A 13,403-nucleotide genomic window follows, 5' to 3' on the forward strand; every position below is an offset into this window, starting at 1 on the left:
CGGGCCGCGTGCCAGCTGTTGTGCAACATCTGGTGCTCAGCTGCCACGAAGGCTCCGCACCTCCGGCACGTTAAGTGTGCTGCGCGTGTTGCTTTCTCATACTGGTCGAGTACCTTTACCGGCTCCACGCCGAGGTATCGCTGAATCTTAGTCATGAACCCCATGACGCCCAGTCTGCCTTTCACGGGCCCGCCGCCCAAATGCGGGGTCTTGAGTCCGCTTTACGCTACGAAGATGCAGAACGGGTGCCCGGCCGGGTCGGCGTAGACGTACAACGGCTCCTCGGGATCATCCGTCCGGTCGAAAAGGAGTTCAGCGCCCAGCGCCATTGCCCTGCAGTGTTGGTCTTCGAGGGTCCCGCGGTCGGGAACGGTGAGGTCCAGATGCATCTGCATGGGCACATCAGGCCTGGGCCAGGTGGTCCGTTCAAGCTGTTCCACGTGCTGAAAAGCGAGTTTTCGGTTGCCGTGCGCGTCGGTCAGTACCAGCCAATCGACGTCGTCGGGTGCGCCTTCCGGCGCGGGTTCATCTCCGTGGCGATACTGCAGCCCGAGCAGCTGGCGGTAGAACTCCGCCAGGGCCCGCACATCAGTAGTGTCCAAAACCGTGTGGAGCAACTGCGGGAAACCGGTCATGGGCCAACCCTAAAGGTCCGGCGTGTTCAAAACGACGACGGCGGGAGGCCGGGTTGGAAAACCCGGACTCCCGCCGTCGTCGTACGTTTTGGACTACTTGGTGACGTGGTCCACCAGGGAATCGGCAATGCCGATGTACTTGCCGGGGGTGAGGTCGAGCAGGCGGGCCTCAGCCTCGGCGGGCAGTCCCAGGCCGGTAACGAATTCACGCATCCGCTCCGCGTCCACGCGGTGGCCGCGGGTCAGTTCCTTGAGGCGTTCGTACGGGTTTTCCATGCCGGGAGCACCGGCGATGGCCTCGGCGCGCATCACCATCTGGATGGCTTCGCCGAGCACCTCCCAGTTGGTGTCCAGATCGGCGGCGAGGACGTCGTCGGCCACATCCAGCCGCTCCAGGCCCTTGGCCACGTTGGAGATGGCCAGCACGGAGTGGCCAAAGGCCACGCCAATGTTGCGCTGGGAAGAGGAATCGGTGAGGTCGCGCTGCCAGCGGGACGTCACCAGCGTGGAGGCCAGGGTGTCCAGCAGGCCGTTGGAAATCTCCAGGTTGGCTTCGGCGTTCTCGAAGCGGATCGGGTTGACCTTGTGCGGCATGGTGGAGGAACCGGTGGCACCGGCCACCGGGATCTGCTTGAAGTAGCCAATGGAGATGTAACTCCACACATCCGTGCAGAAGTTGTGCAGGATCCGGTTGAAGCGGGCGATGTCCGCGTAGAGCTCGGCCTGCCAGTCGTGGGACTCAATCTGCGTGGTGAGGGGATTCCAGGTCAGGCCCAGGCCCTCCACAAAGCTGCGGGCCACCTGCTGCCAGTCGGCGCCGGGCACCGAAGCGTAATGCGCGGCGTAGGTGCCGGTGGCGCCGTTGATCTTGCCCAGGTACTCGGTCTTCTCTATCCGGCGCAGCTGGCGGGTGAGCCGGTGCGCAGTGACAGCCAGTTCCTTGCCCAGCGTGGTGGGCGTAGCCGGCTGTCCGTGGGTGCGAGAGAGCATCGGCACGGAACGGGTCTCTTCGGCCATGACGGTGATCCGGTCCACCAGGTCATGTGCTGCGGGAAGCCAAACGTTTTCCACTGCACCCTTAATACCCAGGGCGTAGGAGAGGTTGTTGACGTCCTCGGAGGTGCAGCCGAAGTGCACCAGGGCCGTCAGGTTTTCAATGCCGACCGCTGCCAGCCGGCGGCCGATGTAGTACTCCACGGCCTTCACGTCATGGACGGTGACCTGCTCAATCTCGGCCAGTTCCGTGATGGAGGCGCCGTCGAAGCCGGTGACGATTTCGCGCAGCTGTGCCTGCTGCTCATCGCTGAGCGGGGAGGTGCCCGGCAGCACTGAGTTGGAGGTGAGGTGGATCAGCCACTCCACTTCCACGTGCGTGCGGTCGCGGTTCAGGGCCGCTTCGGACAGGTAGTCCACCAGCGGTGCCGTGACGCCGCGGTAGCGGCCGTCCAGCGGGCCAAGGGCAATGGCGGGGGTGACGGAGGCAAGGGGGACGCGGGGAGCAGCGGATTCAGCCATGCGGTAATTCTTTCATGTTCCACCGGGGCCTCCCGCTCTGTGACATAGGCGCTCTGTGACATGGGAGGGCCGGGACCCGGTCCTTGTCCTCCACAGGTCCCCGTGCACTGTAACGACGGCGAATGCTCCTCCCCACCCCCAGCCCGGAAGAACCGCTGGGGGGCCGGACATGAAAGAACTGAAACGGCAATCGCTGAACGGGTGTTCAGCCCGCCAGGAAAGGGAGGTGGCTGATGGACAGGTCTGCGGAGTCGATTGTGGTCAACCCGCGCGATGTCTACGCTGCGGGCGAGGCAGCCGCTTGGGTCGCCCGGGCGGTGAAGGACCTGGCGGGTATCGAACAGGATCTGCCGGCGCTCATCCGGATGGACTGGTATTCCCCGGCGGCGGGAGAATTCACGGCCCTCCTCCGGCAGCACATCAAGAACGTGTCGACCACGCTGGAAGATCTGAGAACCTGTGCTGAGGCCGTTGCCCGGCACGTGGAGGAAATCCGCGCCTCTGGTCATGAGGTGTCGTAGATGTCTTATCAATGGTCCACGGAAGACAATGCCGCGGCGGGAATCCATGTCCGGGGCGGTGCACACGGCCTGACGGTGGAGTACGGGGAGCTGGAGTCAGTGGCCGGCGCGTTGGAGGAAACCGTTGGACAGCTCACCTCCCTGCGGTCCGGATGCATGGAAATGTATTTGCTGCTCGTTGGAACGAGCGCGGTGCACATCCACGCCCGTGAGGCAGCCGGCGCCGCGGAGCTCGTCATCAAAGGCCTTTCCCGGAACCAGCAGGAGCTGGAGGAAGCCGCCGTTGATCTTCGCCGGGCTGCCTGGAATTATCTGGACACGGAAGGCCGGTTGGAAGAAGCGATCTCGTGGTTGGCCGTCGGAGTGCCGGCGGGGATCGAAGTGTGGCGGAGAGGCGGTGGCGGCTTCCCCGAGCGCAGCGTGAGCGAACTGATGGTTCCGCCGTTTGACGGCTTTCTCATTGAAAAGTTGCTGGAGCGGCTGGCAGAGGGCAGGTTCGGAGAGCTTAGACCGATCGACGTCACCGCGCTGGAGGACAGCGGGGTGCCGGTTCCGCTTGCCGGATCGGCCCGGGGTTTGCTGGAACGTTCAAAAACCCTGCTGGACGGACCGGAACGGGGCGTGGTGGAAATACTGACCGTGGACGAGGGTGAACGCCGTGTCCGGATTGTCACCCTGCCCGGCACTCAGGACAGCGGCAGCATAGTTGTGGGACCGAACCCCTTCGACAACTACGGAATTGCGGAGGGCCGTGCACGGGACAGCCAATATATTGCCGATGCCGTGGCGGACGCCCTGCGGCAGGCGGGAGCCTCAGCAGAGGACGCGGTCATCCTGGTCGGCTACAGCCAGGGCGGGATCCACGCCGTGAATACCGGAGCACGCCTGGCGGAGTCGGGAGAATTCTCCGTTGAGATGGTGGTGACGGCGGCCGCGCCCGCAGGGGACAGGAGCACGCCGGATGGAGTGAAAGTGCTCCACCTGGAGCACTTTCAGGACTGGGTCCCCGGCGCGGACGGAACCCTGAACCCGGACACCGCCGACCGGGTTACGGTGACGGGACGGACCGCGGTTCCCGCGGATGCCAGCCGTGACGGGCTGGGGCCGGCGCATGACCTGGACCTCTATTTGGAGCTGGCCGACCAGACGGATGCCAGCGCAGACCCGTCCTTGAAGGATTCGCTGGGATACCTCGCGGAGATCATTCCGCCCGCATCAATCGCCACGAGGAGCCTCTTTAGTTTTTCCCGGAAACCGGCGCCCGCACCTTCGAAGAGTGCGGCCGGCCAGGCGAAACGACCGCCGTCGCCCGCGCCAATGCCTTCTCCGCCGGCACCATCCCCGCTACCGGCGGGTCCCGGTCAGTGAACCGGCCACCATGGAGACCAGGCTGATGATGATTGAGGCGAGTATGGCGGTCCAGAAAAAGGAATCCACGCTGAAATCAACCGGGGTGTAACTGCTCAGCCAAGACGTCAGCATGAGCATGGCCGCGTTGACGACAATCGTGAAAAGTCCCAAAGTCAGGATGGTCAGCGGCAGAGTGAGAAGCTTGACGACCGGCCGGATCAGTGCGTTGACAATACCGAACAGCAGGCCGATAAAGAGGAACGCCAGCACCAGATCAATGGTGGGGTTGCCGGTGACGGCGTCGCCCGTTTCGAAGACCGTGATGCCGGGAAACAGCCACGCGGCCACATACAGGGCGAGGGCATTGATGATGACCTGGATCAGGAAGCGCATGGCTCCATGCTGACACAGTCGCATGCTCAAGACGCGGAGGGAGGCATGGACCGGCTTCAGTGTTCCAAATCACCCACTGGTGGAAGGCGACTACGCTTAAGCCCATGACGACCACCGAAAAGGACACCCACGCCGCTGAGGTCCGGGCTCCCGAGATCCGCCCCCGAAACGTGATGGGGAAGCTGCCCCGCTACGCCGCGGGCAAGCCGCCGGCGATTATCGAGGGGCTGCAGAGCTACAAGCTGTCATCCAATGAAAACCCCTTTCCGCCCCTGCCGGCCGTGCTTGAGGCCATCAGCAACAGGCAGGACATCAACCGGTACCCGGACCCGCTGTCCACAGCCCTGCGTACTGAACTCGCGGCGTTCCTGGACGTGCCGGCTGAGGATATCGTCACCGGCGCCGGCAGCTTGGGTGCCCTGAACCAGCTGCTTTCCACGTTTGCCGGACAGAACGAGCACGGCGTTCCGGACGAGGTCATCTACCCGTGGCGCTCCTTCGAGGCCTATCCCATCAGCGTGGGGCTGTCCGGGGCGGACGGCGTCCAGGTGCCGCTGCGGGCGGACGGCACCCATGACCTGGAAGCCATGGCGGCGGCTATTACCGACCGGACGCGCGTGATCCTGCTGTGCACGCCCAACAACCCCACCGGTCCGGCTTTGACCTCCGTCCAGGTTGAGGACTTCCTTGTCCAGGTGCCCGCTGACGTACTGGTGGTGATCGATGAAGCGTATGAAGACTTTGTCCGGGATCCGGAGGCCGTGAACGGGATCGAGATGTACCGGGAACACCCCAATGTTGTGGTGCTGCGGACGTTCTCGAAGGGTGCCGGACTGGCGGGCCTCCGCGTCGGGTACTCCGTGTCGCACCCCCCGGTGACCCAGTACCTGCGGGTGGCGGCTGTGCCGTTTGCCGTCTCCCAGCTGGCGGAAACAGCTGCCGTTGCCTCACTGCAGCACCACGGTGAACTTGTGGAAAGAATACAAGGACTCGTTGAGGAGCGGACCCGTGTTGTGGCGGGTTTGAAGGCGCTCGGTTGGCGGATACCCGAGGCGCAGGGAAACTTTGTATGGCTGGATTTGGGGGAGAATACCCCCGAGTTTGCGGCACTGGCGGAGCAGCAGGCCCTGGCTGCGCGGGCGTTCGGAACGGAGGGTGTGCGGGTCACCATCGGTGAGCAGGAGGCCAACACTCGATTCCTCGCGCTATGTGCGACCTATACAAAGGGACCCGGGGTTTCCTAGCGTGTCCTGACTGCGGACCGGGACGCGGCCCTCGTTAGGCTGGGGAGGTACGTTCCGCATATATGCCGCAGTGGTGATCTATTCCTTCTGAGGCATATGTATCTAGCGCGGGGCAGGTCGCTGACCGCCCCGGCGAGGAGTAAGCATGGATCTGAAGCACCTGGCTGTCCGGCCGGAGGCCAACGCTTCCGGCCTGCCTGAAGACGAGGCAGGCAACGCGGACATCGGCATTTTGGGCAGGGAGGCCGATCCGGCCATGGTCCAGATGCTCAGCCCGGAGGGTGAGCTTCTCCTGCAGGGTCCCTACGGTGCCTATGCTGCAGAGCTGGACGCCGAAGATCTTCGCGGCATGTACCGGGACATGTACACCATCCGCCGCTTCGACCAGGAAGCCACGGCGCTGCAGCGCCAGGGTGAATTGGTGATGTGGGTGCCGATGACCGGGCAGGAAGGCGCGCAGATCGGCTCCGGCAGCGCCCTGCTGCCGCAGGACTACGTCTTCCCCACTTACCGGGAGCACGGCGTCGCACTGACGCGGGGCCTGGAACTGTCTTCGCTGCTGCGCCGGTTCCGCGGTGTATCCCACGGCGGGTGGGACCCCAGCGAAACAAATTTCCACCTCTACACGCTGGTCCTCGCCGCACAGGTGCCGCACGCCGTCGGCTACGCCATGGGCATGGCCCGTGACCGCAAGCTGGATCCGCAGCTGCCCGAGGCCGCCACGGTGGCCTACTTTGGCGACGGTGCCAGCTCCGAGGGTGACGTCCACGAAGCCATGGTCTTCGCGGCCTCCTACGACGCGCCCGTGGTGTTTTTCTGCCAGAACAACCACTGGGCCATCTCGGTGCCGACCGAAGTGCAGTCCCGCATTCCGCTCGCCAACCGGGCCAAGGGCTACGGTTTCCCGGGCATCCGCGTGGACGGCAATGACGCGGTTGCCGTTCGGGCCGTCACGAGCTGGGCGCTGGAACACGCGCGCTCGGGCAAGGGGCCGGTCCTGATTGAGGCCTTCACCTACCGGATGAGTGCCCACACCACCGCCGACGACCCCACAAAGTACCGTCTCAGCGCCGATGAGGAAGCCTGGATCTCGCGTGATCCGCTCACCCGGCTGGAGAAGCACCTCCGTGCCGCCGGGCTGGCGGATGACGAATTCTTCGAGACGCTGGCGGCGGAAGGACAGGCCATGGCGGAGAAGCTCCGTCAGGATGTGCTTGCCATGTCATCACCGGGGTTTACGGAGGCCTTTACCGACGTCTACGCCGAAGCACACCCGCTGATCCAGGAGGAACTGGAGTTCCACCGCCGATACGAGGCCGGCTTTGCCGACTCCCAGGAGCCCACCGCATGAGCACGATGACCATGGCCAAAGCCATTAACGCCGGACTGAGGGCAGGACTGTCACAGAACCCCAAGTCGCTGCTGATGGGCGAAGACATTGGCGATCTGGGCGGCGTTTACCGCGTAACCGAAGGGCTCAAAGCGGACTTTGGCGCGGACCGGGTAATGGACACTCCGCTGGCGGAATCCGGGATCATCGGTACCGCTATCGGTCTCGCGCTGCGCGGCTACACGCCTGTCTGCGAAATTCAGTTTGACGGCTTTGTCTTCCCCGGGTTCAACCAGATCACCACCCAGCTGGCCAAGATGCATTCGCGAAGCGAGGGAGCCCTCAGCGCGCCGGTGGTTATCCGGATCCCCTACGGCGGAGGAATCGGATCCATCGAACACCACTCGGAATCACCGGAAGCACTGTTTGCCCATACGGCAGGGCTGCGGATCCTTACCCCGTCCAACCCCCAGGACGCGTACTGGATGATCCAGCAGGCCATGACCTGCCTTGATCCGGTGATCGTTTTCGAACCCAAGCGCCGCTACTGGCTGAAGGGCGACGTCGACACGGAAAAGCCCTCGGGCGATCCGTTTGCGGCCCACGTTCTGCGCGAAGGCACGGACGCCACCATCGTGGCGTATGGACCGCTGGTGCCGGTGGCCCTCGCCGCCGCGAAGGCCGCTGAGGAAGACGGACGCAGCATCGAAGTGATTGACCTGCGCTCCATCTCGCCGATCGATTTCGACACCGTCACCGAGTCGGTCCGCAAGACCGGCCGCCTCATTGTCACCCACGAAGCCCCCACGTTCGGCGGAATCGGCGGGGAGATCGCGGCACGGGTAACCGAACGCGCGTTCCTGTCCCTGGAGGCACCTGTGATCCGTGTCGGCGGTTTCCACATGCCGTATCCGGTGGCCAAGGTCGAAGAGCACTATCTGCCGGACATCGACAAGCTGATGGATGCCCTGGACCGGTCTTTCGCCTACTAACCTCCGGCCGCCAAGCAGTTTGCCGCACATAAAGATTGAGAAACCATGACTGAAAGAACGTTCCACCTTCCCGACGTGGGCGAGGGTCTGACCGAGGCCGACATTGTCCAGTGGAAGGTTCAAACCGGCGACACCGTGGCCGTCAATGACGTCATCGTTGAGATTGAGACGGCAAAATCACTGGTGGAGCTCCCCTCGCCCTACGCCGGCACCGTGTCTGCGCTGCTGGTGGAGGAGGGGCAGACAGTGGATGTCGGAACGCCCATCATCAGCGTCACGGCCGGTTCACCGGCCCAGGAGAGCGGCCAGCAGCCGGGGGCGCCCATGACTCCCGCGCCCGTTCCGGCGGCAGCCGACGACGACGGGCAGCCCAGCGCTTCCCTCACCGGCACAGGCCCCAAGGCCGACGCCGTGAAGCGGCGGCCGCGGACCGGCCGGACTGCTCCTTCGCCCGTCAGCCAGCCGGCCCCGGCTGCACCGGCTGCACCGGCTCCGTCACCCGCGGCACCCTCACCCGCGGCGCCGTCGCCGGCACCGAACCCCGGGCGCTCACTCGATGCCCGCACGCCGGCCGTCGCTGCTGCAGGCGCCGCGGTGCAGGACACCCTCTCCCGCCTGATCCAGCGGGTGCTGGCCAAGCCCCCGGTGCGCAAGGCGGCGAAGGACCTCGGCATCAACCTGGCGGAAGTGCCGGCAACCGGCGCCGGCGGCGAGGTGACCAAGCAGGATTTGATCAGCTACCAGGCGCAGCGCGAAGCCGAGCAGAAGTCCGCGGATACCTTCTGGGCAGGCGCGCAGAAGCCCCGTGACGAGCGGATTGAACGCATCCCGGTCAAGGGAGTGCGCCGGGCTACGGCCAAGGCCATGGTGGACAGCGCATTTTCCGCACCCCACGTCAGCATTTTCGTGGATGTGGACGCTTCACGGACGATGGAGTTCGTCAAGCGCCTGAAGGCGTCACGGGACTTTGACGGCATCAAGGTCTCACCGCTGCTGATCCTGGCAAAGGCCGTGATCTGGGCTGCCGCCCGCAACCCGTCGGTCAACGCCACCTGGGCCGGGGACGAAATCCTGGTCAAGCACTTCATGAACCTCGGAATTGCTGCCGCCACGCCCCGCGGACTAATGGTCCCGAACATCAAGGACGCCCAGGACCTGTCCCTGAAGGAACTGGCCATTGCCCTCAACTCCCTGGCGACGACGGCGCGGGCAGGGAAAACCCCGCCGGCGGACATGTCGGGCGGAACCCTCACCATCACCAACATCGGTGCCCTGGGCATCGATACCGGCACACCCATCATCAACCCCGGTGAAGTGGCCATCGTGGCCTTCGGGACCATCAAGCAAAAGCCCTGGGTGGTGGACGGCGAAGTCGTTCCGCGCTGGGTGACCACCCTGGGCGGTTCCTTCGACCACCGGGTGGTGGACGGTGACCTTTCCGCGCGTTTCATGGCCGACGTCGCGTCCATCCTGGAGGAGCCTGCACTGCTGCTGGATTAGGCAGCGGAGAGGCCAAACGCACAGCAGGCACTGCGTTCGCGGCTGACGGCGGATACGATCGGGACACTATGACTATTCCTCGGAGCCCCCAGGGGCAAGGCGGCCCGCCGCGCATTGACCTTAAACGCACGCTCATCCTGCTGGCAGTGGCCTTTGTCATCTCCAGCCTGCTGATCATGCTGTTCCCCGGACTGGGCACCTTCTGGCGCCTGCTGATCATCCTGGGCCTGTTTCTCGTCGTCTTTCCGTTCCTGGAACGGCGGCGAAGGAACCGCTAGCCTGCAGCGTGGTCCATGGCGCGGCGCAGGACCGGGGCGAGCCGCCGCACGCCCTCGGCAATGTCCTCTTCTGAAACAGCGCTGAAGGCCAGTCTCAACTTGTTGGAAGGTTCGTCCGACGGCGAGAACGCGGCTCCGGGGATGAACACCACACCTGCATCGATGGCCTCGTACAGCAGGGGATAAGTGTCCACGCCTTCGGGCAGGCTCAGCCACACAAAGAATCCGCCGTCGGGCACCGTCCAGCTCACGCCGTCGGGCAGTTCTTCGGACAGCGCCGCGAGCATGGCGGCGCAGCGCGAGGCATACAGCATCCGGGAGTCGCGGATGTTCTGCATCCAGTCGTAGTCGCGCAGATAGGCGGACACCAGCATTTGCGTGAGCGGCGACGGGCAAAGCACCACGGCCTCGCAGGCCAGATAGAAGCGTCGGTGCAGATGGCGGGGGACCAGCGCCCAGCCCACGCGGACGCCGGGGGCAAAGATCTTTGAGAAGGAACCCAGGTACAGGACGTCATCGGGATTGCCTGCCCGCAGCGGTACGAGCGGGTTCCCGTCAAAGCGGAGCATTCCGTAGGGGTTGTCCTCGAGGATGAGGATGTTCGCCCGCGCGCAGATTTCGACGATGCGGGGCCGTCTGCGGGCGGCCAGGGTCACTCCGCTGGGATTGTTGAAACTGGGAATGGTGTAGAGCATCTTGATGGTCTTGCCCTGCTTCCGCAGCGAAGTGATCGCTTCCTCCAGCGCTTCAGGCACCAGGCCCTCGCTGTCCACCGGAAGGGCGTGCATCTGAACCTCGTACGCTTCGAAGGCGTTCAGTGCCCCAACATAGGTTGGGTCCTCGCACAGCACCACGTCTCCGGGGTTGCAGAATACTTTGGCGGCAACGTCCTGGGCGGACTGGGAGCCCGTGGTGATGACAATGTCCGCAGGATCGGCGTCGGTAATTCCTTCCGCTGCCATGACCTCACAGGCCTGGATGCGGAGCTCCTCCATGCCCTGTCCGGCACCGTACTGCAGCGCTTCGAGTCCGTGTTCGGCGATGATGCGCTGCGCCGACAGGCCCAGTTCGGCCAGGGGAAGCGAACGCAGGTAGGGGCTGCCTCCCGCCAGCGAGATCAGCCCCGGCCGGATGGAGATGTCAAAGACGTCACGCACCGCCGACTGCTTGATATGGAAGGCACGGTCTGAAAAGAGGGCTTCATGGCGGTGCGTGGAAGAAACGGCACGGTCAAGGGCTGCCTGGGTCTCTGCCGTCAGGACTGTGGCGGTCGTCTCCTCGGAAGTCATCCCCACATCCTAGCCCGGCTTGTTGCTCTCTCGGCAACAATAGTTGTCTAGATCCACCCGGCCCGGTGGGCTTTTACTCCGGCCTGGAAGCGGCTTTCTGCGCCCAGGTCCTCCAGCATCTTGGCGATGTGGCGCCGGCAGGTCCGCACGCTGATGCCCATCCGGCGGGCTATGACCTCATCGGGTTGACCGGAGGCGAGGGCACGAAGGATTGAGCGCTGCACACTGCTCAGCTGATTTCCGCGTGGTTCTTCGGCAAGGAACGGCTCGCCCAGCTCCCAGGCGAACTCAAACAGCCGGACAAAGACGGAAACCACGTTGGGATCCCGGATGACCAGCCCCGCCCGGTCCTGGGCATGTGCTGCCCGCGGGATCACTGCAACCTTGCCGTCGAAAATCACTGCCCGGAGCGGCATCTGGGGGAGGGTCCTAAACTCCCCGCCGGCCGCAGTGACAACCTCAACGGCTCTGCGCGTGGGCATATGGTCCCGGATGCTGGAGTGGTAGAGGGTGCGGCGGGACACCCCTTGCTGCAGCATGTCCACATCTTTCTGGATGCTCTCTTCCTGGGTGTCGGCGGTGGCCCCCTGCCCGGGCCGCGCCATCAGGACACACTCGGACGCCGATCTGGCGTATTCGATCAGGATGCGCATCACCTGGTCCGGATCCTCCAGGACCTCCACCGGGGCATCGGTGGATACCCGCCGGCTGGCCTCGGCAAAGACGGGAACCAGTGCGGACAGCTCACGGCGCTTGGCTCCGATCCGCGAACGGAGATCCAGGAGCGCCCTCTCGTCCGGATCAACCAGTTCAGCCAGTGCGACGTCGGGGGAGACGGCCGTGTAGCTGCGCCGGCCGGTGTTGGCCTGGACCAGCAGGCAGCGCTCCACCAGAGAGTTCACGGCCGCCTCGATGGAACGCGTGGTGAAGCCCAGCGCCTCGGAAGCATCGTCTACGGTCCAGCCCGGACTGCTTACGGCGTAACGGTAGACAGCTTGGGACAAGTCATCCACATCCGTTCCTTTCGATTCGGCTGAGGCTACCTTATCCGGCGCTGCGCCAAAGGCATGCTGTCATCCTTTGTCATAGCCGGAGATGGCATCCACCTTCTCCGCTGAAGCACCGGCAGGGTCAAACACGTAACCCAGCCATTCCTTGGCGAGGCGCCGCGCCAGCTCAATGCCGACCACTCGCTGGCCCATGCAGAGCACCTGGGCATTGTTGCTGAGCACGGAGCGCTCCACGGAATAGGAATCATGGGCGGTGACCGCCCGGATGCCGGGGACCTTGTTCGCGGAAATGGCCACCCCCAGGCCCGTGCCGCAGATCAGCAGGGCACGGTCCGCTTCGCCTGCGGCTACTATGCGTGCGGCGTCGACGGCGACGTGGGGGTAGGCAGTATTCTCCGAGTCGGAAACACCCACGTCCACCACGCTTTCAACGCGGTCATCCGCCTCCAGGTCCCGGCGCAGAACCTCCTTGTAATCAAATCCGGCGTCGTCTCCGCCGATCACTATCCGCAGTTTCCGGGCCTCGCTCATGATTTCCTCAGTTCCTTGTTCGGCTGGTGGTTTTGTTGTCGATAGGGTCGGGGATCCGGCACCCTGCAGTGTCCGCGGCAATGTCAAGCAAGTTCAGATAGGCGTCCACCTGCCATGCGGCGCGGCCGATGAACAGTCCGTTTACGTGCGGGATCCCGAGCAGGGCGGCGGCGTTGCACGGTGCCACCGATCCGCCGTAAAGCAGCCCGGCCACCTGGTGTCCCCAGCTGCGTGCGAGGGCTGCGAACGGATCCCGGAGCTCATCCGGTTCGGCAGGCCGCCCGGCGGCACCGATCGCCCAGACAGGCTCGTAGGCAATCAGGACCCGGGCGATCTCCGGCCCGGAAAGGCCGTCCAGTGCCGCGGCGGCCTGCCGGACGATGAACTCGGCGGAGTTTCCCGCAGCCAAGACGTCGGCAGGTTCACCGACGCACAGCAGCGGAGTCAGTCCGTGCCGCAATACCGCTGCCACTTTGAGCCGAACCGTTTCATCGGTCTCCCCAAAGTGCGCGCGGCGCTCCGAGTGGCCAATTTCCACCAGCTGCGCACCGGCGTCGGCCACTTGGGGAACGGAAACCTCTCCGGTCCATGCGCCGTTGTCCTCCCAATGGGCGTTCTGCGCTCCCAGCAGCACCCGGCGGTCATCTTCCAGGATCCCGGCCACCGCGGACAGAGCCGTGACCGGGGGGATGATGAAGGGCTGCACGGCGCCCAGCCGCCGGCCGTCAAGACCGGTGAGCAGGCCGCGGGCGTATCCTTTGGCCTCGGCGAGGGTTTTGTTCATCTTCCAGCTGGTGCCAACCCAAACAGTCACG

At 64.7% G+C, this 13,403-nt stretch carries 14 protein-coding genes; 7 read left to right on the forward strand and 7 right to left on the reverse strand.

Annotated features, from left to right (window positions below; genetic code table 11):
- Window positions 1-221: 221 nt before the first annotated feature.
- Together CXQ89_RS01605 and purB are read right to left on the reverse strand one after the other, a co-directional pair.
- Window positions 222-635 (reverse strand): VOC family protein, encoded by a 414-nt coding sequence (locus CXQ89_RS01605; protein WP_104160064.1) that lies wholly within the window; start codon window positions 633-635, stop codon window positions 222-224.
- A gap of 93 nt (window positions 636-728) precedes the next feature.
- Complete coding sequence (purB, locus tag CXQ89_RS01610) at window positions 729-2,150, reverse strand: adenylosuccinate lyase (RefSeq protein WP_104160065.1); 1,422 nt, start codon at window positions 2,148-2,150, stop codon at window positions 729-731.
- A 233-nt stretch (window positions 2,151-2,383) separates the two neighbouring features.
- On the opposite strand from purB, the gene CXQ89_RS01615 reads away from it, so the two are divergent.
- Window positions 2,384-2,671 (forward strand): hypothetical protein, encoded by a 288-nt coding sequence (locus tag CXQ89_RS01615; RefSeq protein ID WP_104160066.1) that lies wholly within the window; start codon window positions 2,384-2,386, stop codon window positions 2,669-2,671.
- Window positions 2,672-4,039 carry a hypothetical protein gene (locus CXQ89_RS01620; RefSeq protein ID WP_104160067.1) on the forward strand — a complete coding sequence of 456 codons (1,368 nt, stop codon included), beginning with the start codon at window positions 2,672-2,674 and terminating at the stop codon, window positions 4,037-4,039. It begins immediately after the preceding gene.
- On the opposite strand, the gene CXQ89_RS01625 is transcribed toward CXQ89_RS01620, so the two are convergent.
- Window positions 4,016-4,414 carry a phage holin family protein gene (locus CXQ89_RS01625; protein ID WP_104160068.1) on the reverse strand — a complete coding sequence of 133 codons (399 nt, stop codon included), beginning with the start codon at window positions 4,412-4,414 and terminating at the stop codon, window positions 4,016-4,018. The two genes, CXQ89_RS01620 and CXQ89_RS01625, sit on opposite strands and share 24 nt — an antisense overlap.
- A gap of 104 nt (window positions 4,415-4,518) precedes the next feature.
- Between CXQ89_RS01625 and CXQ89_RS01630 the strand changes: the two genes are divergently transcribed.
- The 5 genes from CXQ89_RS01630 to CXQ89_RS01650 all read left to right on the forward strand — a co-directional run bounded on the left by CXQ89_RS01630 (window position 4,519) and on the right by CXQ89_RS01650 (window position 9,758).
- Window positions 4,519-5,658, forward strand: a complete 1,140-nt coding sequence (locus tag CXQ89_RS01630; RefSeq protein WP_104160069.1) for a histidinol-phosphate transaminase — start codon at window positions 4,519-4,521, stop codon at window positions 5,656-5,658.
- A 145-nt stretch (window positions 5,659-5,803) separates the two neighbouring features.
- Window positions 5,804-7,009, forward strand: coding sequence for a pyruvate dehydrogenase (acetyl-transferring) E1 component subunit alpha (gene pdhA, locus CXQ89_RS01635; protein ID WP_374952966.1), 1,206 nt, complete (start codon window positions 5,804-5,806; stop codon window positions 7,007-7,009).
- Window positions 7,006-7,980: an alpha-ketoacid dehydrogenase subunit beta gene (locus tag CXQ89_RS01640; RefSeq protein WP_104160070.1), complete on the forward strand. Its 975-nt coding sequence runs from the start codon at window positions 7,006-7,008 to the stop codon at window positions 7,978-7,980. The genes pdhA and CXQ89_RS01640 overlap by 4 nt, the downstream gene beginning before the upstream one ends.
- A gap of 45 nt (window positions 7,981-8,025) precedes the next feature.
- On the forward strand, window positions 8,026-9,480 hold the full coding sequence (locus CXQ89_RS01645; protein ID WP_104160071.1) for a dihydrolipoamide acetyltransferase family protein: 1,455 nt from the start codon (window positions 8,026-8,028) through the stop codon (window positions 9,478-9,480).
- A 68-nt stretch (window positions 9,481-9,548) separates the two neighbouring features.
- A complete protein-coding gene (locus CXQ89_RS01650; RefSeq protein WP_104053370.1) occupies window positions 9,549-9,758 on the forward strand; it encodes a hypothetical protein in 210 nt (69 codons plus the stop codon).
- Here the strand turns inward: CXQ89_RS01650 and CXQ89_RS01655 are convergent.
- From CXQ89_RS01655 to CXQ89_RS01670, 4 genes are read right to left on the reverse strand one after another with little or no spacing between them, the layout of a single operon-like run.
- Window positions 9,755-11,047 carry a PLP-dependent aminotransferase family protein gene (locus CXQ89_RS01655; RefSeq protein ID WP_104160072.1) on the reverse strand — a complete coding sequence of 431 codons (1,293 nt, stop codon included), beginning with the start codon at window positions 11,045-11,047 and terminating at the stop codon, window positions 9,755-9,757. The two genes, CXQ89_RS01650 and CXQ89_RS01655, sit on opposite strands and share 4 nt — an antisense overlap.
- Window positions 11,048-11,094: 47 nt before the next feature.
- Window positions 11,095-12,060: a LuxR C-terminal-related transcriptional regulator gene (locus CXQ89_RS01660; protein WP_104053368.1), complete on the reverse strand. Its 966-nt coding sequence runs from the start codon at window positions 12,058-12,060 to the stop codon at window positions 11,095-11,097.
- Window positions 12,061-12,120: 60 nt separating this feature from the next.
- Entirely contained in the window at window positions 12,121-12,588 is a 468-nt protein-coding gene (locus tag CXQ89_RS01665; protein WP_104160073.1) for a ribose-5-phosphate isomerase, read from the reverse strand.
- A gap of 7 nt (window positions 12,589-12,595) precedes the next feature.
- Entirely contained in the window at window positions 12,596-13,402 is an 807-nt protein-coding gene (locus tag CXQ89_RS01670) for a triose-phosphate isomerase (protein WP_104160074.1), read from the reverse strand.
- Between the last annotated feature and the right edge of the window lies 1 nt (window position 13,403).

Origin of the sequence: Arthrobacter sp. ZGTC212, from assembly GCF_002929255.1 — a bacterium.
Lineage (GTDB): Bacteria > Actinomycetota > Actinomycetes > Actinomycetales > Micrococcaceae > Arthrobacter_B > Arthrobacter_B sunyaminii.

What these genes read in the sequence shown, in the direction of transcription:
- CXQ89_RS01605 (WP_104160064.1), bottom strand. Translation starts at nt 635, where the DNA reads ATGACCGGTTTCCCGCAGTTGCTCCACACGGTTTTGGACACTACTGAT.
- purB (WP_104160065.1), bottom strand. Translation starts at nt 2,150, where the DNA reads ATGGCTGAATCCGCTGCTCCCCGCGTCCCCCTTGCCTCCGTCACCCCC.
- CXQ89_RS01615 (WP_104160066.1), top strand. Translation starts at nt 2,384, where the DNA reads ATGGACAGGTCTGCGGAGTCGATTGTGGTCAACCCGCGCGATGTCTAC.
- CXQ89_RS01620 (WP_104160067.1), top strand. Translation starts at nt 2,672, where the DNA reads ATGTCTTATCAATGGTCCACGGAAGACAATGCCGCGGCGGGAATCCAT.
- CXQ89_RS01625 (WP_104160068.1), bottom strand. Translation starts at nt 4,414, where the DNA reads ATGCGCTTCCTGATCCAGGTCATCATCAATGCCCTCGCCCTGTATGTG.
- CXQ89_RS01630 (WP_104160069.1), top strand. Translation starts at nt 4,519, where the DNA reads ATGACGACCACCGAAAAGGACACCCACGCCGCTGAGGTCCGGGCTCCC.
- pdhA (WP_374952966.1), top strand. Translation starts at nt 5,804, where the DNA reads ATGGATCTGAAGCACCTGGCTGTCCGGCCGGAGGCCAACGCTTCCGGC.
- CXQ89_RS01640 (WP_104160070.1), top strand. Translation starts at nt 7,006, where the DNA reads ATGAGCACGATGACCATGGCCAAAGCCATTAACGCCGGACTGAGGGCA.
- CXQ89_RS01645 (WP_104160071.1), top strand. Translation starts at nt 8,026, where the DNA reads ATGACTGAAAGAACGTTCCACCTTCCCGACGTGGGCGAGGGTCTGACC.
- CXQ89_RS01650 (WP_104053370.1), top strand. Translation starts at nt 9,549, where the DNA reads ATGACTATTCCTCGGAGCCCCCAGGGGCAAGGCGGCCCGCCGCGCATT.
- CXQ89_RS01655 (WP_104160072.1), bottom strand. Translation starts at nt 11,047, where the DNA reads ATGACTTCCGAGGAGACGACCGCCACAGTCCTGACGGCAGAGACCCAG.
- CXQ89_RS01665 (WP_104160073.1), bottom strand. Translation starts at nt 12,588, where the DNA reads ATGAGCGAGGCCCGGAAACTGCGGATAGTGATCGGCGGAGACGACGCC.